This window comes from Xanthobacter sp. YC-JY1, from assembly GCF_021730305.1.
In the GTDB taxonomy this organism is placed as follows: Bacteria; Pseudomonadota; Alphaproteobacteria; order Rhizobiales; family Xanthobacteraceae; genus Xanthobacter; species Xanthobacter flavus.
Genome location: NZ_CP032674.1, coordinates 1201930 through 1221663 on the forward strand (window position 1 = coordinate 1201930; position 19734 = coordinate 1221663).

Here is a 19734-nt window from a genome sequence, read left to right on the forward strand (position 1 = left end):
GGCCGCGCCCTTACACCCAAGGAGAACCTTCAACCTATCCCGACGAGGCCGCCGGCGAGGGTGACCCGCCGCTGGTGATAGGCGGTGTCGCCGAACATCAGCTCGATCATGGCGAGGCGGCGGAAGTGGTGGGCGCCGATATATTCCATGGTCATGCCGATGCCGCCGTGCAGCTGCACCGCCGTCTGGCCCACGAAGCGGGCAGCGCGGTTGATCTGCACCTTGGCGGCGGAGAGGGCGACGGCGCGCTCGGCCGCGTCCTCCGCCTCCACCATCATGGCGGCATAGAGCGCCATGGAGCGGGCCTGCTCCAGCGCGACGAACATGTCCACCGCCTGGTGCTGCAGCGCCTGGAACGAGCCGATGGCGACGCCGAACTGCTTGCGCGTCTTCAGGTATTCCACCGTCAGCTCGTGCAGCGCCTCCATCAGGCCCACCGTCTCGGCGCACACGGAGGCGATGGCACCTTCCGTCACGCGCTCGACGATGGCCAGCCCCTCGCCCTCCGGGCCCAGCATCGCGTCGGCGGGGATGAACACGTCGGAGAGGATCACGTCCGCCGCGCGCCCGCCGTCCTGGGTGGGATAGGCGATGAGGCTGACGCCCGCCGCATCCACCGGCACAAGGAACAGGGTGATGCCGGCCGCATCGCGCCGGTCGCCGGCGGTGCGGGCGCTGACCACGAGGGTCGCGGCGGCATCGGCGTTCTGCACCACGCTCTTGCGGCCGTCGAGGCGGAAGCCGCCGTCCACGGCGCGGGCGGCGGTGGCGACGTCATTCAGGTCGTAGCGCGCCTGCACCTCGGAATGGGCGAAGGCGAGGCCGGCGGTGCCGTCCATCAGGCCGGGCAGCAGCGCGGCGCGCTGGGCCGGGCTGCCGGCGAGGCGTACGGCGCTGCCGCCGAGGATGACGCTGGCGAGGTAGGGCTCGGGCGCCAGCGCGCGGCCGAGGGCCTCCATCACCACCAGCGTTTCCACCGGGCCGCCGCCGAAGCCGCCATCTTCTTCCGCGAACGGCAGGCCGAGCAGGCCCAGCTCCGCCAGCTCCACCCACCGCGCCTTCGGAAAGCCGAGCGGCTCGGCGCGGGCCGAGGCCAGCTGCTCGATGCCGGGATAGGTGTCGGCCGCCCAGCGCCGGACGGTATCCTTGAGGAGCGACTGCTCGTCGGTCAGGTCGAAATCCATGGAGCCCTCCTCACAGGCCGAGGATCGCCTTGGCGATCACATTGTGCTGGATCTCATTGGATCCGCCGTAGATGGACACCTTGCGGTGGTTGAAATAGACCGGCGCCGCCGCGTCCGCCCAGGCGAACAGGGCCTCGGCATCATTGTCGCCGGCGCCGTCGCGCAGGGCGGGCAGGGCCTGCGGGCCGGCCAGCTCCAGCAGCAGCTCGGTGGTGGCCTGCTGCAGCTCGGAGCCCTTGATCTTCAGGATGGAGGAGGCGGGATCGGGCTTGGTGGGATCGCGCGTCGCCTGCGCCGCCACCACGCGCATCTGGGTGATCTCCAGCGCCTTCAGCTCGATCTCCACGCTCGCGAGGCGGGAGCGGAAATCGATGTCGTCCCACATGGTGCCGGCGCCGGCCGGGGTGGTGCGGGCGAGGCGCTTGATGCGGGCGATGCGCTCCTTCGACATGCCGATGCGGGCGATGCCGGTGCGCTCGTTGGCGAGCAGGAACTTGGCATAGTCCCAGCCCTTGTTCTCCTCGCCAACCAGATTCTCCACCGGCACCTTCACGGCGTCGAGGAACACCTCGTTCACCTCGTGCCGGCCGTCGATGGTGATGATGGGCCGCACGGTGACGCCGGGGCTCTTCATGTCGATGAGGATGAAGGAGATGCCAGCCTGCTTCTTGGCGTTGGGGTCGGTGCGGGCGAGGCAGAACATCCAGTCGGCATACTGGCCGAGCGTGGTCCAGGTCTTCTGGCCGTCGATGATGTAATGGTCGCCCTCGCGCACCGCGCGGGTCTTCAGCGAGGCGAGGTCCGAGCCGGCGCCGGGCTCGGAGAAGCCTTGGCACCACCAGTCCTCCAGGCTCTTGATGCGCGGCAGGAAGCGGCGCTTCTGCTCCTCGCTGCCGAACGTGGCGATCACCGGGCCCACCATGAAGCAGTTGAACTGCAGCGGCAGCGGCACCGCCGCCTGCATCAGCTCTTCCATGAAGATGTAGCGCTGAACCGCGCTCCACGGCTGGCCGCCATGCTCCACCGGCCAGTGGGGCACGGCCCAGCCCTTGTCGTTCAGGATGCGCTGGGAGGTCACGTAGTCCTCGCGCGCCAGCTTGCGGCCCTCCGACACCTTGGTGCGGATCTCGGCCGGGATGGCGGTGCGGAAGAAGGTGCGGACCTCCTCGCGGAAGGCGATTTCTTCGGGGGTGAAGCGCAGGTCCATGGATCAGGCCTCCGGATTGATTTCGATGAGGCCCGCGGCACCCATGCCGCCGGCGATGCACATCGTGACGACCGCATAGCGCACGCCGCGCCGGCGCCCCTCCAGCACCGCGTGGCCGACGAGGCGCGCCCCGCTCATGCCGAACGGATGGCCCACCGAGATGGCGCCGCCGTTGACGTTGCAGATCTCCGGGTCGATGCCCAGCGTGTCGCGGCAATAGAGCGACTGGGAGGCGAACGCCTCGTTCAGCTCCCACAGGCCGATGTCGGACACCTTCAGCCCGTTGCGCTCCAGAAGGCGCGGCACGGCGAAGACCGGGCCGATGCCCATCTCGTCCGGCTCGCAGCCGGCGGTGGCATAGCCGCGGAAGATGCCGAGCACCTGCGCCCCCCGCCGCGCCGCCTCGGTGGACGACATGAGCACGCTCGCGGAGGCGCCGTCCGAGAGCTGCGAGGCATTGCCGGCAGTGACGAACTCGTCCTCGCCGCGCACCGGCTTCAGCTTGGCGAGGCCCTCCAGCGTGGTGTCGGCGCGGTTGCCCTCGTCGCGGGAAAGGGTGACGCTCTCGCGCCGGGTCTCGCCGGTCTCCTTGTCGGTCACCGCCTTCTCGACGGTGATGGGCACGATCTCGGTGTCGAACAGGCCGGCCTGCTGGGCCCGGGCGGTGCGCTGCTGGCTCTCGAGGGAGAAGGCGTCCTGCGCCGCGCGGGTGATGCCGTAGCGCCGGGCGACGTTGTCGCCGGTCTCGATCATGGTGACGTAGATGTCCGGCTTGTGCGCCATCAGCCAGTCGTTGCGGAACAGCTCGCGGTTCACCGGCTGCACCAGCGAGATGGATTCCACGCCGCCGGCCACCGCCACCGGCACGCCGTCGAACGCGATGCGCCGCGCCGCATGGGCCACCGCCTCCAGCCCCGAGGCGCAGAAGCGGCTGACCGTGACGCCGGTCGCGGTCACCGGAATGCCGGCCACCAGCGCCCCGTGGCGGGCGACGTTGCCGCCGGTGGCGCCTTCCGGATAGCCGCAGCCCATCACGACCTCCTCCACCTCGGCGGGGTCCACCTTGCCGCGGGCAAGGGCGTGGCGGATGGCGTGGGCGGCCATGTCGGCGCCCTTGGTGATGTTGAGCGCGCCGCGCTGCGCCTTGCCGATGGGCGTGCGCGCGGTGGAGACGATGACGGCATCAGCCATTGGGCTTCCTCGTTCTGGTCTTCAGTGTGTTTCGGGGGCTTCGCCGGCGGCCGCGGCCACTTCCGCCATCAGCACCTTGGGCAGGAGCTTGCCGACGGGGCTGCGCGGCAGCTCGGCGCGGAATTCCAGCGCGCGGGGCATCTCGTGGCGGCCGAGCCGGTCGGCGAGGAAGTCGGTGAGCGCGTCGAGGGTGAAGGGCTCGGCCCCGGCCTTCAGCTTCACGTAGGCCTTGGCGGACTGGCCGCGATAGGCATCGGGCACGCCGATGACGATCACTTCCTCCACCGCCGGATGCTCGTAGATCGCGCTCTCCACCGCCGCCGGATAGACGTTGAAGCCCGACGAGATGATCATGTTCTTGCGGCGGTCGACGATCTCGAACAGGCCGCTCTCGTCCATGCGCCCCATGTCGCCGGTGAGGAACCAGCCGTCGTGGAAGGCGGCGGCGGTGGCCGCCTCGTCGCCGAGATAGCCCTTGAACACGTTGGGCCCGCGAATGGCGATCTCGCCCACCTCGCCGGGGGGCAGCGCCTCGCCCGGCGCGTCCATGGCGACGATCCGCAGGGCAAGGCCGGGCAAGGGAATGCCGATGAGGCCGAGCCGGCGCGGCACCCGAAAGGGCACCCGCGAGCCGGCTGGGCCGGTCTCCGTCATGCCCCAGCCGTTGTTGAGCTGGGTGCCGATGATGGCCTCGATGCGCGCCTGCACCTCGAACGGCAGCGGCGCGCCGCCGGAGACGCAGGACTTCAGCGGGGAGAAGTCCACCGCCTCCACGCCCGGCCGGTTGAGCAGCGCCACCCACATGGTGGGCACGCCGGAGAACTGGCTGGCCTTCAGCTCGCTCACGTCACGGATCAGCCGCTCCACGTCGAACCGCTGGCGCAAAAGGATCTCGTTGCCGTCGCGCAGGTGGCGCAGCAGCACGGTGGTGAGCGCATAGATGTGGAACAGCGGCAGCACCGCCACCACCTTCTCGGTGCCGGCCACCAGCGGGCGGCCGCCGTCGCGCCACAGGCGATACATGCTCACCGCCGAGGTGAGGTTGCCGTGGCTGAGCATGGCGGCCTTGGGCAGGCCGGTGGTTCCGCCGGTGAACTGCAGCACCGCGATATCGTCCGCCGAGGGCAGTGGCGCGTGGAGCGGAGCATCGCTGAACAGGCGGGCGAGGGGGCGCACGCCCGGCCGCGCGGGCAGGGGCAGCGGCGCGGTCTCGCCGGCGCCCCACATGACGTCGTCGCCCACCAGCACCTCGTCCACCACGCCGGTGTCCAGCATCTCCAGCGCGCCCGGCAGGAAGCCGGGCAGGTTGGTGGTGATGATGCGGCGCGCGCCGGTGGCCTTCAGCTTGTGGATGATCTCGCGCCGGGCATCGAGCGCGCTGATGTGCACCACCCGCGCCCCGAGCCGTGCCAGCGCGAAGAAGGTGATGGGGTGCCAAGGCGTGTTGGGCAGCAGCAGGGCGATGTTGTCGCCGCGCCGCACCCCGTCCTGCGCCAGCCCGCTGGCGAGGCGCTCCACGAGGCGGCCGAGCGCGGCGTAGCTGATCTTCGCGTCGCGGAAATCGAACGCGGGCCGTTCTGCTCCGGCTGCTACACCGGCGGCGAGCAGGTCCGGCAGGGTGGTGATCTCCAGCGGCGCGGACCAGTCGCACACGTCCGGAAAATGCGCCTGCCAGGGCGGCGCCTCGCCACCCGGCGCGTGAGACGGCGCAGGGGAGTGGCCTTGCGCCATCACGCCGCCTCCGCCGCCGCGAACGTGCCGGGCCCGGCCGCGAGGCGCCTCAGCAGCGCCGCCGGCTTCAGGCTGTCGTCACCGGTCTCGGTGGCCATCTCCTCGAGGCCGGCGACGATGCGGGCAAGGCCCACGCCCTCGGCCCAGTGCATGGGCCCGCCGGTGAAGGACGGCCAGTTGTAGCCGTTGAGCCAGATGACATCGATGTCGCCGGAACGGGCGGCGATGCCCTCCTCCAGGATCTTCGCGCCCTCGTTGACCATCGGGTAGAACAGGCGCGCCTGGATCTCCTCGATGGTGAAGCTGCGGCGGGCGATGCCGCGCTCGGCGGAGAGCGCGGCGATCAGCGCCTCCGTCTCTGGATCGCGGGTGCCCGCGCGGGCACCCTCGGGATAGAGATAGAAGCCGCGCCCGGTCTTCTGGCCGAACCGGCCCTGCTCGGCCAGCGCATCCGCCACCGGGGCCTTCACCGCCTTGTCGCCGGCCGCCTTGCGGGCGCGCCAGCCGATGTCGATGCCGGCGAGGTCCGCCATGGCGAACGGGCCCATGCGGAAGCCGAAGTCGGTCACCGCCGCATCCACCTCGTGGGGCAGGGCGCCGGCGAGGAGCAGGCGCTCGGCCGCCTCGGTGCGGCGCGCCAGAATGCGGTTGCCGACGAAGCCGTAGCACACGCCCACCACCACCGGCAGCTTGCCGAGCTTGCGGCCGAGATCGAGGCCGGTCACCAGCACGTCGGGCGCCGTCTGTTCCCCGCGCACCACTTCCAGCAGGCGCATCACGTTGGCGGGGCTGAAGAAATGCAGGCCCACCACATCCTGCGGCCGGCTGGTGGTGGCGGCGATGGCGTCCACGTCGAGGTAGGAGGTGTTGGTGGCGAGGATGGTGCCGGGCTTCGTCACCCGATCGAGGGTGCCGAAGATCTCTGCCTTGACGCCCATGTCCTCGAACGCGGCCTCCACCACGATGTCGGCATCAGCCGCCGCCTCGAGGCCCACCTTGGGAGTGATGAGCGCCATGCGCGCGTCCATCGCCTCCTGCGAGAGCGAGCCGCGCTTCACCGAGGTGGCGTAATTGGCGCGGATGCGCTCCATGCCCACGTCGAGCGCCTCGGCCTTCACCTCGATGAGCGTCACCGGGATGCCGGCCTGGGCGAAGCACATGGCGATGCCGCCGCCCATGGTGCCGGCGCCGACGACCGCCGCAGAGGCGATGGGCCGGGCCTTCACCTCCTTGCCGATGCCGGGGGTGCGCGCGGCCTCCCGCTCGGCGAAGAAGACGTGGCGCAGGGCCTTGGAGCTCGGGTCCGCCACCAGCGCCTTGAAATGCGCCCGCTCGGCGGCGAGGCCCTCGGCGAACGGCCGCTCGAACACGCCGCGCACGGCATCGATCAGCGCCGGCACGTTGGGGATGCGGGCGGAACGCTTCCGTGCGTCGGTGGCGGCGGCCTCGAAGACAGCACGGTCATCGCTGGTGAGTTTGTCGGCACGCTCGCTTGCCCGGGGCCAGGTGCCGGCGGCGGCGAGGCCGAGCGCGCGATCGATGGCGGCGGCCAGGAGGTCGCCGTCCGAGATGGCGTCGGCAAGGCCGAGGGCGAGCGCCTTCTGCGCCGTCACCGGATCGCCCGAAAGCATCATGCCGAAGGCCGGTGTGGCGCCGATGAGGCGCGGCAGCCGCTGGGTGCCGCCGGCGCCGGGAATGATGCCGAGCTTGATCTCGGGCAGGCCCAGCCGCGCGCCGGGCGCCACCACCCGGGCATGGCAGGCGAGGGCGAGCTCCAGCCCGCCGCCGAGCGCCATGCCGTTGACGGCGGCGACCACCGGCTTCGGGCAGTCCTCGATGGCGGCCAGCATGTCCGGCAGGGCAGGGGGAACGGGGGGCTTGCCGAACTCGGAGATGTCGGCGCCGGCCACGAACACTTTGCCGGCGGCAGCCAGCACGACGGCCTTGACGGCCGGATCGGCGGCGGCGGCCGCGATGCCCTCGGCGATGGCGCCCCGGACCGCCGCGCCGAGCGCATTGACCGGCGGATTGTCGATGACGAGCACGGCGACGCCGTTCGAGACCTCGGTGCGGACCGGAGCCATGTTGTCTCCCTTGTGTTCTGCTATGCAGAATTGCCGTCTGCAATTTTCTGAAGACGTGCCTTGCAGAGCAGATCTTGTCAAGCAGACAGTTCGAATCGTCAGCGGCGCCAGATAAGCGTCTTGGATAGCTTGTTCCATTATGCAGAACTGATGACTGCACAATTGACACGTGGCGGCGGTGCGTGGCATTCATCCTCCAGCCCCGGGCGCCGGTCGCGTGGCGGGGTCAGAACGCGGAGAGGCTGCGCAGAAGGGGAGGTCTTTGCCGTCCGCACCGAGTCCGCGGCGGCGGCCGCTACACCTCCCGCACATGCCCTCTCCGCCGGATCACCGCAGCAGCGGTCACGTGGCGGACGGCTTGTGCCGCTCCGGTCGCGGATACGTCTGCGCCCGCCGGGCAGCCACGCCGAGAGATCGGCCGCCCCGGCGTCAGAAACGCTCAGGGAGGACATACATGGTCGGCAGGACAATCGTGTCGGCGGCGCTGGTGTTCAGCCTCACCGTGGCGGCAACCGCCACCGAGGCCCAGGACGCGCCGAAGACCTTCACCATTGGCGCGCACATGCCGCTCACCGGCTCGCTTGCTCGCTCCGGCCAAGCCTTCACCGAAGGCATGCAGGTGGCGGTGAAGATGTGCAACGCCGCCTCGCCCAAGTTCCAGGTGAAGGTGGACCTCATCGACGACGAGAGCACTCCGGCCAAGGCGGTCTCGGCGGTGGAGAAGCTGTCGTCCGACGGCGCGGTGGCGCTGATCGGCGGCTACGGCTCCAACATCATCGGCCCGGCGTCCGACGCCTCCGACAAGCTCGGCAAGGTCTACATCACCGCCGGCGCCGTCTCCGACGAGCTGACCAAGCGCGGGCTGAAGACCTTCTTCCGCATCAACAACAATGCCGGCTACGAGCGCGGCATCGCCACCCTCATCGGCGACCTGAAGCCCGCGAAGGTGTCCATCGTCGCCTCCACCAAGGAGGCGCCCGCGCTGCTCGCCGAGGGGCTGGAGAAGGACCTCGCCGCCAAGGGCATCGCCGTGACGGTGCACAAGTTCGATCCGGCGATCACGGATTTCAAGCCGATCATCAACAAGATCAAGCTGCAGGACAAGCCGGACATCATCATGATGTCGGCCTACGAGAACGACTACGTGGGCATCATCCGCGCCGCCAAGGTGCTGAAGCCCAACGTGAAGCTGATCGTCGGCACCTGGTCCCTCGCCACTCCGAAGATGTACACCGAGTTCCCCGACCTGATGAACAACGTGGTCGGCACCTCCTTCCTGCCGTTCCCGGTGGAAGTGAAGGACGAGGAGGGGCGCAAGTTCTCGGAGATCTACAAGCAGTCGTACAATAAAGAGATCGAGTATCTCTCCACCCTGAGCTTCGTGGAGACCATGGCGCTGTGCGAGGCCATCGTCCGCGCCGCCGAGGCGGGCACGCTGGACAAGGGCGGGCTTGCCGCCGAGATGCGCAAGACCGACCGCAACAGCCTGCTCGGCCGCATCCAGTTCGACGAGACCGGCGACAACCCCAACTTCGCGCTCTCCATGGGCCAGCACCGCGACGGCAAGATCGTGCTGGTGTCGCCGAAGTCGGCCGCCACGGGCGAGATCGCCTATCCCGCCCTGCCGTGGTGAGGCGAGGCTGACATCGCGGCCCGCCGGCACCGGCGCCGGCGGGCCGCATCCTGCCGGTGCCCCGACCCCGGCCTGCTCCTCACCGCCGCTCTGTACCGCCCGCCTTGCCCCATCCGAGGTGACATGACCGAACTCATCCTGCAGGCGCTGTTCTCCGGCGTGCTCATCGGCAGCGTCTATGCGCTGGTGGCCCTCGGCCTCGCCCTCGCCTTCGGCGCCATGCGCATCATCAACCTCGCCCATGGCGAGCTGGTGCTGCTCGCCGCCTACATGGCCTATCTGGTGGAATCGCGGACAGGGCTCGATCCCTATTTCGCCATCCCGCTCGCGCTGGTGGTGGTGGCGGCGGCGAGCTTCGTGCTGTTCCTGCTGGTGGACCGCATCAAGGACCACCGCGAGCTGAACTCGCTCATCCTCACCTTCGCCATCGGCATCATCCTCACCAACGCCATCCTGCTGGTGTTCGCCAGCGACGTGCGCACCACCGCCTCGCCCTTCCTGCAGGATGCGGTGTCGCTGGGCGACCTGTTCGCCATGCGCAGCGAGATCATCGCCTTCGTGCTCTCGCTGGTGCTGATGGGCGCGCTGTGGTGGTGGCTGAAGTCCAGCTGGTACGGCCGCGCGGTGCGCGCCGTCTCCTCCAATCGCGGCGCCGCCAAGCTGATGGGCATCAACCCCACCCGCATCGAGACCGTGTCCTTCCTGGTGGCGGGCGCGCTCGCCTCGTTCGCCGGCGTCGCGCTCTACACCATGAGCGTGGTGCAGCCGGCCACCGGGCACGCGCTGACGGTGAAGGCCTTCATCATCACCGTGCTGGCGGGCGTCGGCTCCATCCCCGGCGTGTTCCTGGGCGCGGTGCTGCTCGGCGTCACCGAGGCGCTGACCGTGACGCTCGCCTCGTCCGCCCTGCAGGAGCTCGCCGGAATGGTGCTGTTCCTGCTCGTCCTGTTCCTGATGCCGAACGGCCTGTTCGGCGCGCGCGCCCGTCGCGGCTGAAAGGCGAAGCCATGCCGGTCACTTCCAACGCATCCGCGCAGGCCGCGCCCGCAGCCGCATCGCAGCGGGGGCGCGGCGCGCTCATCGGCGCGGGCCTCCTCGCGCTGGCGCTGCTGCCGCTGGTGGCGGGCGCCAGCCCCTACATGCTGGGCCTGCTGATCTCGGCGCTGATTCTCGCCGGCCTTGCCCTGTCGTGGGCGCTGCTGGGCAATCTCGGCGGCATGGTCTCGTTCGGCCACGCCGCCTTCTTCGGGGTGGGCGCCTATGGCTCGGCGCTGCTGGCCGGCAAGCTCGGCGTGCCGGTGCTGCTCGCCATCCCGCTGGGCGGGCTGATCGCCACGGTGTTCTCGCTGGCCATGCTGCCGGCGCTGCGGCTCTCCGGGCCGTACTTCGCCCTCGCCATCCTCGCCTATGCGCAGATTTTCCGCATCCTCGCCACCGAGCTCGACTGGCTCACCGGCGGCGCGGCCGGCCTGCAGCGCTATCCCGGCCTGCCGACGGTGCTCGGCTTCAACCTCGCGGACCGGGCCGGCAGCTACGTGCTGGTGCTCGCCTGCGTGGTGGTGTTCGCGCTGGTCTACATGGCGCTCAGGCGCAGCCATGTGGGCACCGCCTTGCGCGCCATCGCCGACAGCGAGGACGCCACCCGCGTGGTGGGCGTCAACGCCACGGTGCTGAAGACCTGGATGCTGCTGCTTTCCGCCTTCATCGCCGGGGTGTTCGGCGCGCTGAACGCCCACATCATCGGCTTCCTGGAGCCGGACTATGCCTTCTCCGGCATCTGGAGCGTCATGCCCATCATCGCCGCGGTGTTCGGCGGCTATCGCAGCGTGCTGGGGCCCATCTTCGGCGCGGTGGTGATCTATCTGTTCGACCAGGTGATCGCGAAAAGCCTCATTCCGGTGGGCCACCAGATCCTGCTCGGCATCGTGCTCGCCATCATGGTGCTGCTGGCGCCCAACGGGCTGTCCGGCCTCGTCGCCCGCTTCCTGCCGCGCCTCGCCGGCCGCGGCCTCTCGAACGCGGAGAAGGGCCATGCTTGAGCTCGACGCCGTCACCGTCCGCTTCGGCGGCCTCACCGCCCTGTCCGGCATCTCGTTCCGCATCGCGCAAGGCGAGATCCTCGGCCTCGTGGGGCCGAACGGGGCGGGCAAGACCACCCTGTTCAACTCCATCTCCGGCCTCGTGAAGGCGCGCGGGCGGATCAGCTTCAACGGGCGGGAAGTCACCTCCCTGCCGCTGCACAAAAGGGCGCGGGCGGGCATCGGGCGCACCTTCCAGATCCCCCAGCCCATGCACCATCTGACCGTGCGCGAGAATCTCGCGGTGGCGCAGGTGTTCGGCGCCGGGCGGTACGACGAGAAGCGGATCGACGAGATCCTCGCGGTGATGGAGCTGTCCCACAAGGCCGATGCCGACGCCGCCACCGCTTTGGCTCTGCAGGAGCTGAAACGGCTGGAGATCGCCAAGGCGCTCGCCACCGAGCCGAAGCTGCTGCTGCTGGACGAGGTGCTGGCCGGCCTCGAGAGCAACGCGAAGCGCTCCTTCATGCTGAAGCTGAAGGAACTGCACGCGCTGTTCGGCCTCACCATCGTCATCGTCGAGCACGACATCGAGACCATCTCGGGCCTGTGCACGCGGGCGGTGGTGCTCAACTTCGGCCAGCTCATCGCCGATGGCACGCCGGCCGAGGTGTTCAACAATCCGGCCGTGGTGGAGAGCTACACGGGGACCGCCCATGCTTGAGACGCGCAACCTCTCCTCCGGCTACGGCGCCATCACCGTGCTGTGGGACGTGAACCTCACGTTCCGCGCTGGCGCGCTCACCGCCATCGTCGGCCCCAACGGCGCCGGCAAGACCACGCTGCTGCGCACCCTCACCGGGCTTCTGCCCTTTAGCGGCGAGATCCTGATGGATGGCGCGCCGCTGAAGGGCAAGACGTGGGACCTCGCGGTCCAGGGGCTGGTGATGGTGCCGGAAGGGCGCCTCGTGTTCCGCGACATGTCGGTGGAGGAGAACCTCTGCCTCGGCGCCTATCCCGAGCGCTGCCGGGGCGATCTTTCCGCCAACCTGGAGCGCATGTACGCCTTCTTCCCGCGCCTGAAGGAGCGCCGGCACCAGCTCGCCGGCTCGCTCTCCGGCGGCGAGGCGCAGATGGTGGCCATGGGCCGCGGGCTGATGGCCAAGCCGCGCATCCTGCTCATCGACGAGCCGTCGCTGGGCCTCGCCCCGGTGATCGTCAACGAGGTGTTCGACATCATCCGCCGGCTGAAGGGCGAGGGCACCACCATCGTCCTGATCGAGCAGAACACCCGCGTCGCCCTCTCGGTGGCGGACGACGTGCACCTCATGCGCTCGGGCAAGGTGATCCTGTCCGAGAAGGCGGAAGGGCTCGATCTCGACCGGCTGCATGATCTCTATTTCGCCCGCGAGGGCGCGAAGGAAGGGGCCGGCCGATGATCGCGCCGTCAGATCGTCTTCCGCCGGCGTTCCGCGGCACGCTCGCGCTGCCGGTGATCGCCTCGCCCATGTTCATCCTGTCAGGACCGGAGTTGGTCATCGCCGAATGCCTCGCCGGCGTGGTCGGCGCCTTTCCCGCGCTGAATGCCCGCGCGCCGGACACGCTGGATGGATGGCTCACCCGCATCAAGGCCGAGCTCGCCGCGGCGCGCGCCGCCGACCCCACCCGGCGCATCGCCCCGTTCGCGGTGAACCAGATCGTCCACGCCTCCAACGACCGGCTGGAGCGCGACATGGAGACCTGCGTCGCCCATGAGGTGCCGCTCATCATCACCTCCCTGCGCGCGCCCGGCGACGTGGTGCGGCAGGCCCATTCCTATGGCGGCGTGGTGTTCCACGACGTCACCACGGTGCGCCACGCGGAAAAGGCGCTGGAGGCGGGGGTGGATGGCCTCATCCTGGTGTGCGCGGGGGCCGGCGGCCATGCCGGCACGCTGAGCCCGTTCGCGCTGCTGGGCGAGGTGCGCCGCTTCTACGACGGGCCGGTGGCGCTCGCCGGCGCCATCACCACCGGGGAGGCGATCCTCGCCGCGCAGGCGCTGGGGGCGGACTTCGCCTACATGGGCACGCGCTTCATCGCCACGGTGGAATCCCGCGCGGTGCCGCCCTACAAGGAGATGATCGCCGACGCGCAGGCGGCCGACATCCTCTATTCGCCCTTCTTCACCGGCGTGCCGGGCAATTACCTGAAGCCCTCCGTGGTCGCCTCGGGCCTCGACCCGGACAACCTGCCCCACGCCGACAAGACCGCCATGAGCTTCAGCTCCGGCAAGGTAAAGGCGTGGCGCGACGTGTGGGGCGCGGGGCAGGGGGTGGGCACCATCGCCGATGCGCCGCTGGTGGCCGAGGTGGTCGCCGGCCTCGCCCGCGAATATGCCGACGCCCTCGCCCGCCTCGCCGTTGATGCGGCGGGCTTTACCGCCTGAATGCCGACACCGTACCGCCCCCCGCCCCGGGGAGCGCCAGAAGGATCAGGAGCCGCCGCCATGACGCAGAGCCTCATCGTCACCGATCCGCACCCCGGCGTGCGCCTTCTCACCATGTCCCGGCCCGAGCGCCGCAACGCGCTGGACCGCGCCACCTACAAGGCGCTGGGTGATGCCTTCGCCGCCGCCGGTGAGGCTGAGTCGGTGCGCGTGGTGGTGCTGACCGGCGCCGGCAACTGCTTCACCGCCGGCAACGACCTCGCCGATTTCCAGGACACCTCCAACGCGGGCGAGCCGAGCGCCGGCCTCACCTTCCTCAACGCCCTCAGCGCCTTTCTCAAGCCGGCGGTGGCGGCGGTGGAGGGGTTCGCGGTGGGCATCGGCACCACCATGCTGCTGCATTTCGATCTCGCCTATGCCGGCGCCGGAGCCCGCTTCCGCCTACCGTTCGTCAATCTGGGCCTGTGCCCGGAGGGGGCTTCGAGCTACCTGCTGCCCCGCATCGCCGGATCGAAGCGCGCGAGCGAGCTACTGCTGCTCGGCGAGGTGTTCGGCGCCGAGGTGGCGGCGGAGGCCGGCATCGTCAATGCCGTGACGGCGGAAAGTGGTGCGCTCGGCCTCGCGCTCGAGAAGGCGCAGGCGCTGGCGGCGCTACCGCCGCGCTCGCTCGCCACCACCAAGCGCCTCCTGCGCGCGGCCACCGCAGGCCCGGTGGCGGATGCGCTGGCGCTGGAGGCCGAGCACTTCCACACCCTGCGGCTGGAGCCGGCCGCGCAGGTGGCGTTCGCCGCTTTCTTCAGAAAGTAGGGCCAGCGACGCGTCCGGCCGCGAATCCCCGATAATGGCGTTGGTCCGGGCCTCTCGCCGCAGTGTCCGGATGCCATCGAGAGCAGCACCATGCGACAGACCGAAAACGCCGCCCAAGATCTCGACGCCGATGGCGACGGCAAGGACGACCGCCACTTCGTGACGGCTCTCGCGCGCGGGCTGGAGGTGCTGGCCTGCTTCAAGCGCGGCGAGACCTTCCTCGCCAACCACGAGATCACCGAGCGCTGCAAGCTGCCCCGCTCCACCGTCTCGCGGCTCACCTACACCCTCACCAAGCTCGGCTACCTCCATTACGTGGAGGAGGTGGGCAAGTATCGCCTCGGCACCCAGCTGATGGCGCTGAGCACGGTGGCGCTGGGCGGTCTCGACGTCCGCCAGATCGCGCGGCCCGCCATGCGCGAGCTGGCGAACTTCTCCAACGGAACGGTGGGCCTCGCGGTGCGCGACCGTCTCTCCATGCGCTACGTGGAGTGCATGCGCGGGCCAGCGGCCATCTCGCTCAACATCGAGGTGGGGGTGCGCATGTCCATGGTGCGCTCGTCCATCGGCCGTGCCTTCATCGCCGCCCTGACGCCGGCCGAGCGCGCGCCCCTGTTCGAGGAGCTGCGCATGCTCGATCCGCTCGCCTGGCCCAAGGTGCGGGAGACTCTCGAGAAGGCGATCGAGGATCACGCCACGCTCGGCTGCTGCTGCTCGTTCGGCGAGTGGCAGGAGAGCGTCAGCGCCATCGCCGTCGGCTTCCGGCCGGGGCGCGGCCTGCCGCCCATGGCCATCAATTGTGGCGCCCCCACCGTCATCACCGCCCCCCAGTTCCTGCTCGACGAGGTGCGCCCGCGGCTCGTGGAAATGGTGCGCGGGCTCGATGGGGTGATGGGGGCCTGACCGCGTGCCAACTGGAGCTTGCGTCGATGAGTGAAACCAATCCCGCCGCCCATGGGCTGGCCGACGATCTGCCGCTCGCCGGCGTGCGCGTGCTCGACCTGTCGCGCATCCTTGCCGGGCCTTGGTGCGCACAGGTGCTGGGGGATCTCGGGGCGGAGGTGGTGAAGGTGGAGCACCCCGAGCGCGGCGACGACACCCGCGACTGGGGCCTGCGAACCGGCGCCACCAACACCTCCTATTTCGACGCTGTGAACCGCAACAAGACGTCGGTCGGCATCGACCTCTCGACGCCGGAGGGCCTCGCCCGGGTCAAGGCCATGGCGCGCGAGAGTGACGTGCTGGTCGAGAACTTCAAGACCGGCGGCGCCGACCGCCTCGGCCTCGGCTACGAGGCGCTCAGCGCGGAGAATCCGGGCCTCATCTACTGCTCCATCACCGGCTACGGCTCCAGCGGGCCGGAGGCGACGCGCCCGGGATACGACCTGCTGGTGCAGGGCGAGGCCGGACTGATGGCGCTGAACGGGGAGGCCGGGCAGCCGCCGCTGAAGTTCGGGGTGGCGGCGGTGGACCTGTTCACCGGCCAGTATGCCGCGCAGGCGGTGCTTGCCGCGCTCTACCAGCGCACCCGCACCGGCAAGGGCCGGCAGGTGGAGCTAGCGCTGTTCGACTGCGGCCTCGCCATCACCTCCTATTACGGGCTGGAGGCGCTGGTGCAGGGCAAGGACCCGCCGCGCTACGGCAATGCCCATCCCTCCATCGTGCCTTACGGCGTGTTCGAGGCGGCGGATGGGCCACTCGTCATCACCGTGGGCAACAATGCCCAGTTCCGGCGGTTCTGCACGGCGGTGATCGGCCGGCCGGAGCTGGCGGAGGATCCGCGCTTCGCCACCAATCTCGAACGCTCGCGCAACCGGGCGGCGCTGCTGCCGCAGATCGGCTCCGAGCTGCTCCGTCACAGCCGAGGGGACCTGCTGGCGAAGCTGCGCGCGGAAGGCATTCCCGCCGGCGAGGTTCTCGGCCTTCACGAGGCTCTGACATCGGACCGGACGCGGTCCACCGGCATGGTGGTGCACGCCGCGGCCGATAGCGCGCTGAGGTCTATCCTGGCTCCTCCTTATCGCTTCGACGGACACCGCCTCCCGATTCGTACGATGCCGCCGTCGCTGGGGCACGATTGAATAGAAGCGAAACAGAAGGAGCTGCAATGCCACGCCACACCGCACCCGATAGTAAGCGGGCCATGAGCGTTTTGGAGAACCTTGGTGACGGCGTCTGGTGGGCGGGGTGCTTTGCCCGCGGTCCGTTCGACGGCGTTCATGGCGGCATAGTGACAACCGCGATGATGGCCGAGATGGAGAAGGCCGCGCCGGAAGGTTTGCGGCCCCTTGCGGTGCGCACGGACTTCCTTCGGCCAACCCCGTTGGGGAGCGTGCTTCAGGTAAGGGTGCAGCCGGTGCGGGTGGGCCGCCGCACCGCGTTATTCGATGCGCACCTGGAGGTCGACGGTGTGGTTACCGCACGCTGCACGATGACCTTCGCGGGAGAAACCCGGATTTCGACACTTGAAGCCGACTATGCCTCCGACCCAGCCCCACCTGATAGAGATCCACAGGACTTACCCCGTCGCAATGTTGGGGTGAGCCACGGCGAATCCTGGCTTCTGGACGTGCTGGATCCACGTTTGGCCGAAGACGGCGGCGTTTGGTTCCGGTGGACCATGCCGGTGATACCAATGGCATCCGCCTTCCTCGCGGCTATTGCTCCCGCCGATACCTTGCACGGCATGGCCCGTCCTGGCTTGCCGGGACCAGCACCAGTTGCGGGCTACCCCAACACCGACCTCGCCATCCACTTCACCCGTGAGCCGCGTGGGGAATGGATAGGAGTTCGTCCGGTGACGCGATGGCAAAAGACCGGTATTGGCATCGGCTTCGGCGACCTGGTTGATCTCGACGGTACGTTCGGGCATGCCGCCATGGGCGTTGTTCTGCTGCCGTTCTGACAGTGAGTTGGCCCCATTCGGCGGATAGATTCGCGGCTTTACTAAGCTTGATGGCCAGCGCGTCGGACCGGCTCTTCGGCGCTCGAATTAAACGTAAGCTCTGAAATCGCGATATACCCAAGCCCTCCAGGCTCGGAACATCACCGCCTCAACCTCACCGGCGAAAGGTGGGGAAGGGCTCCGCTTACGAGGCAAGGGAGTACGAAGAAAGGGGCGGCCGAACAGGCTGTGTGGAACGAGAGGAGGCTCCGGCAGTTGCCTGGGCCTTTTTTTGTTTCAGGCGCTTTCGGCCCGTCGGATGTCGATGAGGATGGCGCGAAGACTGCTGACGTTTGCCGCAAGCACGGCATCTCCTCGGCCACCTTCTACAAGTTCAAGGCGAGGTATGGCGGCATGGACGTGTCCGATGCCCGCCGGCTGAAGGCGCTCGAAGATGAGAACGCCTGCCTGAAGAAGCTGCTCGCCGAGCAGATGCTGGACAACGCCATCCTGAAGGATGTCGCCGCAAAAAATGGTGACGCCCGATGCGAGGCGTAAAGCCGTGGCCCACGCCTGTGCGGAGCACGGGGTGAGCCAGCGTCGGGCGTGCAAGGCCCTGAGCGTCGATCGCACCAGTATGCGCTATCGGAGCGTCCGTCCCGACGATGCAGGCTTGCGCGAGGCCATGAAGGTCGTGGCCGGCGAGCGCCGCCGGTTCGGCTACCGGCGGATTCACGTCATGCTGAGGCGCCAGGGCATCGTCATGAACCACAAGAAGCTGCGCCGGCTCTCCTGAACCGGAGGAGAAAAGGGTCTAAGGTCACGAGGACGAACGTCACGCCGATTTCAGGCGATCGCGCGCCACGCTGCGATGCCCGCGTTCTCTTGTTGAATCTCCCCCAATTCCCCCTTCTTTAATCATCCCCGTCCGGGAAGCCCCTGCGTCGCTCCCGGCCAGGGCGGGGATGATATGGCGGGTTCAGATCACAGTTTAGAAGGCCTGATGCGCGGCGTGCGCATGCTGCGTACTGCGCTCGGCCCGGTGATCTCCCGCCTTCTCGATGACCCAGCCGTCGTCGAGGTCATGCTCAACCCGGACGGATGCCTCTGGGTCGACCGCCTGTCCAACGGGCTCGGCGCCACCGGTGAGCGACTGGCCCCCGGTGACGGCGAGCGCATCATCCGCCTCGTCGCGCACCATATCGGCGCCGAGGTCCATGCCGGTGCCCCGCGGCTCTCCGCCGAGCTTCCTGGGACCGGTGAGCGCTTCGAAGGCCTGCTCCCGCCTGTCGTCGCAGCTCCGGCCTTCGCCATCCGCAAGCCCGCCGTTGCGGTCTTCACGCTCGACGATTATGTGGCCGCCGGCATCATGTCTGCGCCGCAGGCAGAGGCTCTCCGTCACGGTGTTGTCTCCCGTGCTAACATCCTTGTGGCCGGCGGCACCTCCACCGGCAAGACCACCCTCACCAATGCCCTCCTCGCCGAGGTGGCCAGGACCTCCGAGCGGGTCATCCTGATCGAGGACACGCGCGAGCTCCAGTGCGCCGCGGCCAATCTGGTGGCCATGCGCACCAAGGACGGCGTCGCTTCGCTCTCCGACCTCGTGCGCTCGTCGCTCCGTCTGAGACCCGACCGCATCCCCATCGGCGAGGTGCGCGGCGCGGAGGCCCTGGACCTCCTGAAGGCGTGGGGGACGGGTCACCCCGGCGGCATCGGCACCATCCACGCCGGTAGTGCCATAGGCACCCTGCGACGGCTGGAGCAGCTCATCCAGGAAGCCGTGGTCACCGTGCCGCGCGCTTTGATCGCCGAGACCATCGACCTCATCGCCGTGCTGTCCGGCCGAGGCGCGGCGCGCCGGCTCACGGAGCTCGCCCGCGTCGAAGGGCTCGGCCCCGACGGCGACTACCGGGTCTCTCCCGCTATCCCTCCTGCAGAAGAAGGAGCCTCCCCGTGACCTCGATGCTCGTTGTCCGCCATCGCCGCTTGCTGCGAACCGCCGCTGCAGCTCTCGCCTTCGCCTGCGCGGTGTCGGCTGCCCACGCCTCCGGCTCTTCCATGCCCTGGGAGACGCCCTTGCAGTCGATCCTGGACTCCATCCAGGGGCCGGTCGCCAAGATCATCGCGGTGATCATCATCATCTCGACCGGCCTCGCGCTGGCTTTCGGCGACACCTCGGGCGGGTTCCGGCGGCTGATCCAGATCGTGTTCGGCCTCTCCATCGCCTTCGCCGCTTCCAGCTTCTTCCTGTCCTTCTTCTCCTTCAGCGGCGGAGCGCTCGTCTGATGGCGGGCGATGTCGGCGAGGTGCCGGGCTTCTCCGTCCCGGTCCATCGGGCGCTCAGCGAGCCGATCCTGCTCGGCGGCGCGCCGCGGGCGATCGCGATCTTCAACGGCACCCTCGCCGGCGCCATCGGGCTGGGGCTGAGGCTCTGGCTCGTCGGCCTCGCCCTTTGGGCCGTCGGCCATCTCGCCGCCGTCTGGGCCGCCAAGCGCGATCCGCTCTTCGTCGACGTGGTGCGCCGGCATCTGCGCATCCCCTCCCATCTGTCGGTCTGAGTGGGGCGCACC

Annotated in this window: 18 protein-coding genes and 1 pseudogene; 14 read left to right on the forward strand and 5 right to left on the reverse strand. The window is 69.3% G+C overall.

Annotated features, from left to right (window positions below):
* Positions 1 to 29 precede the first annotated feature (29 nt).
* The 5 genes from D7006_RS05600 to D7006_RS05620 are packed head-to-tail and all read right to left on the reverse strand — an operon-like array spanning position 30 to position 7397.
* Entirely contained in the window at positions 30 to 1184 is a 1155-nt protein-coding gene (locus D7006_RS05600) for an acyl-CoA dehydrogenase family protein (RefSeq protein WP_237355870.1), read from the reverse strand.
* A 10-nt stretch (positions 1185 to 1194) separates the two neighbouring features.
* Positions 1195 to 2391 (reverse strand): acyl-CoA dehydrogenase family protein, encoded by a 1197-nt coding sequence (locus D7006_RS05605; RefSeq protein WP_237355871.1) that lies wholly within the window; start codon positions 2389 to 2391, stop codon positions 1195 to 1197.
* 3 nt (positions 2392 to 2394) lie between these two features.
* Positions 2395 to 3582 (reverse strand): acetyl-CoA C-acyltransferase, encoded by a 1188-nt coding sequence (locus D7006_RS05610; protein WP_237355872.1) that lies wholly within the window; start codon positions 3580 to 3582, stop codon positions 2395 to 2397.
* A gap of 21 nt (positions 3583 to 3603) precedes the next feature.
* On the reverse strand, positions 3604 to 5313 hold the full coding sequence (locus D7006_RS05615) for an AMP-binding protein (RefSeq protein WP_237355873.1): 1710 nt from the start codon (positions 5311 to 5313) through the stop codon (positions 3604 to 3606).
* Positions 5313 to 7397: a 3-hydroxyacyl-CoA dehydrogenase NAD-binding domain-containing protein gene (locus D7006_RS05620; RefSeq protein ID WP_237355874.1), complete on the reverse strand. Its 2085-nt coding sequence runs from the start codon at positions 7395 to 7397 to the stop codon at positions 5313 to 5315. Before D7006_RS05620 ends, D7006_RS05615 begins: the two co-directional genes overlap by 1 nt.
* A 454-nt stretch (positions 7398 to 7851) precedes the next feature.
* On the opposite strand from D7006_RS05620, the gene D7006_RS05625 reads away from it, so the two are divergent.
* The 14 genes and pseudogenes from D7006_RS05625 to D7006_RS05690 all read left to right on the forward strand — a co-directional run bounded on the left by D7006_RS05625 (position 7852) and on the right by D7006_RS05690 (position 19722).
* On the forward strand, positions 7852 to 9030 hold the full coding sequence (locus tag D7006_RS05625; RefSeq protein ID WP_237355875.1) for an ABC transporter substrate-binding protein: 1179 nt from the start codon (positions 7852 to 7854) through the stop codon (positions 9028 to 9030).
* A gap of 123 nt (positions 9031 to 9153) precedes the next feature.
* Positions 9154 to 10026 carry a branched-chain amino acid ABC transporter permease gene (locus D7006_RS05630; protein WP_237355876.1) on the forward strand — a complete coding sequence of 291 codons (873 nt, stop codon included), beginning with the start codon at positions 9154 to 9156 and terminating at the stop codon, positions 10024 to 10026.
* A gap of 11 nt (positions 10027 to 10037) precedes the next feature.
* Positions 10038 to 11069 (forward strand): branched-chain amino acid ABC transporter permease, encoded by a 1032-nt coding sequence (locus D7006_RS05635; protein WP_237355877.1) that lies wholly within the window; start codon positions 10038 to 10040, stop codon positions 11067 to 11069.
* Positions 11062 to 11772 carry an ABC transporter ATP-binding protein gene (locus D7006_RS05640; protein WP_237355878.1) on the forward strand — a complete coding sequence of 237 codons (711 nt, stop codon included), beginning with the start codon at positions 11062 to 11064 and terminating at the stop codon, positions 11770 to 11772. The genes D7006_RS05635 and D7006_RS05640 overlap by 8 nt, the downstream gene beginning before the upstream one ends.
* On the forward strand, positions 11765 to 12487 hold the full coding sequence (locus tag D7006_RS05645; protein WP_237355879.1) for an ABC transporter ATP-binding protein: 723 nt from the start codon (positions 11765 to 11767) through the stop codon (positions 12485 to 12487). Before D7006_RS05640 ends, D7006_RS05645 begins: the two co-directional genes overlap by 8 nt.
* A complete protein-coding gene (locus D7006_RS05650) occupies positions 12484 to 13473 on the forward strand; it encodes a nitronate monooxygenase family protein (protein ID WP_237355880.1) in 990 nt (329 codons plus the stop codon). Before D7006_RS05645 ends, D7006_RS05650 begins: the two co-directional genes overlap by 4 nt.
* Before the next feature lie 60 nt (positions 13474 to 13533).
* On the forward strand, positions 13534 to 14280 hold the full coding sequence (locus D7006_RS05655; protein ID WP_237355881.1) for an enoyl-CoA hydratase-related protein: 747 nt from the start codon (positions 13534 to 13536) through the stop codon (positions 14278 to 14280).
* Positions 14281 to 14370: 90 nt separating this feature from the next.
* Positions 14371 to 15183: an IclR family transcriptional regulator gene (locus D7006_RS05660; RefSeq protein ID WP_229646699.1), complete on the forward strand. Its 813-nt coding sequence runs from the start codon at positions 14371 to 14373 to the stop codon at positions 15181 to 15183.
* Between the two features lie 26 nt (positions 15184 to 15209).
* Positions 15210 to 16361 (forward strand): CaiB/BaiF CoA-transferase family protein, encoded by a 1152-nt coding sequence (locus tag D7006_RS05665; RefSeq protein ID WP_229646698.1) that lies wholly within the window; start codon positions 15210 to 15212, stop codon positions 16359 to 16361.
* A 62-nt stretch (positions 16362 to 16423) separates the two neighbouring features.
* Positions 16424 to 17185 carry a thioesterase family protein gene (locus D7006_RS05670; RefSeq protein ID WP_229646697.1) on the forward strand — a complete coding sequence of 254 codons (762 nt, stop codon included), beginning with the start codon at positions 16424 to 16426 and terminating at the stop codon, positions 17183 to 17185.
* A gap of 255 nt (positions 17186 to 17440) precedes the next feature.
* Positions 17441 to 17954 (forward strand): annotated as a pseudogene (locus D7006_RS05675) (transposase); the annotation flags it as partial.
* Between the two features lie 180 nt (positions 17955 to 18134).
* Positions 18135 to 19121 (forward strand): P-type conjugative transfer ATPase TrbB, encoded by a 987-nt coding sequence (trbB, locus tag D7006_RS05680; protein ID WP_237353965.1) that lies wholly within the window; start codon positions 18135 to 18137, stop codon positions 19119 to 19121.
* Between the two features lie 5 nt (positions 19122 to 19126).
* On the forward strand, positions 19127 to 19450 hold the full coding sequence (locus D7006_RS05685) for a TrbC/VirB2 family protein (RefSeq protein ID WP_237356859.1): 324 nt from the start codon (positions 19127 to 19129) through the stop codon (positions 19448 to 19450).
* A complete protein-coding gene (locus tag D7006_RS05690) occupies positions 19450 to 19722 on the forward strand; it encodes a VirB3 family type IV secretion system protein (RefSeq protein ID WP_237353964.1) in 273 nt (90 codons plus the stop codon). The genes D7006_RS05685 and D7006_RS05690 overlap by 1 nt, the downstream gene beginning before the upstream one ends.
* Positions 19723 to 19734 lie beyond the last annotated feature (12 nt).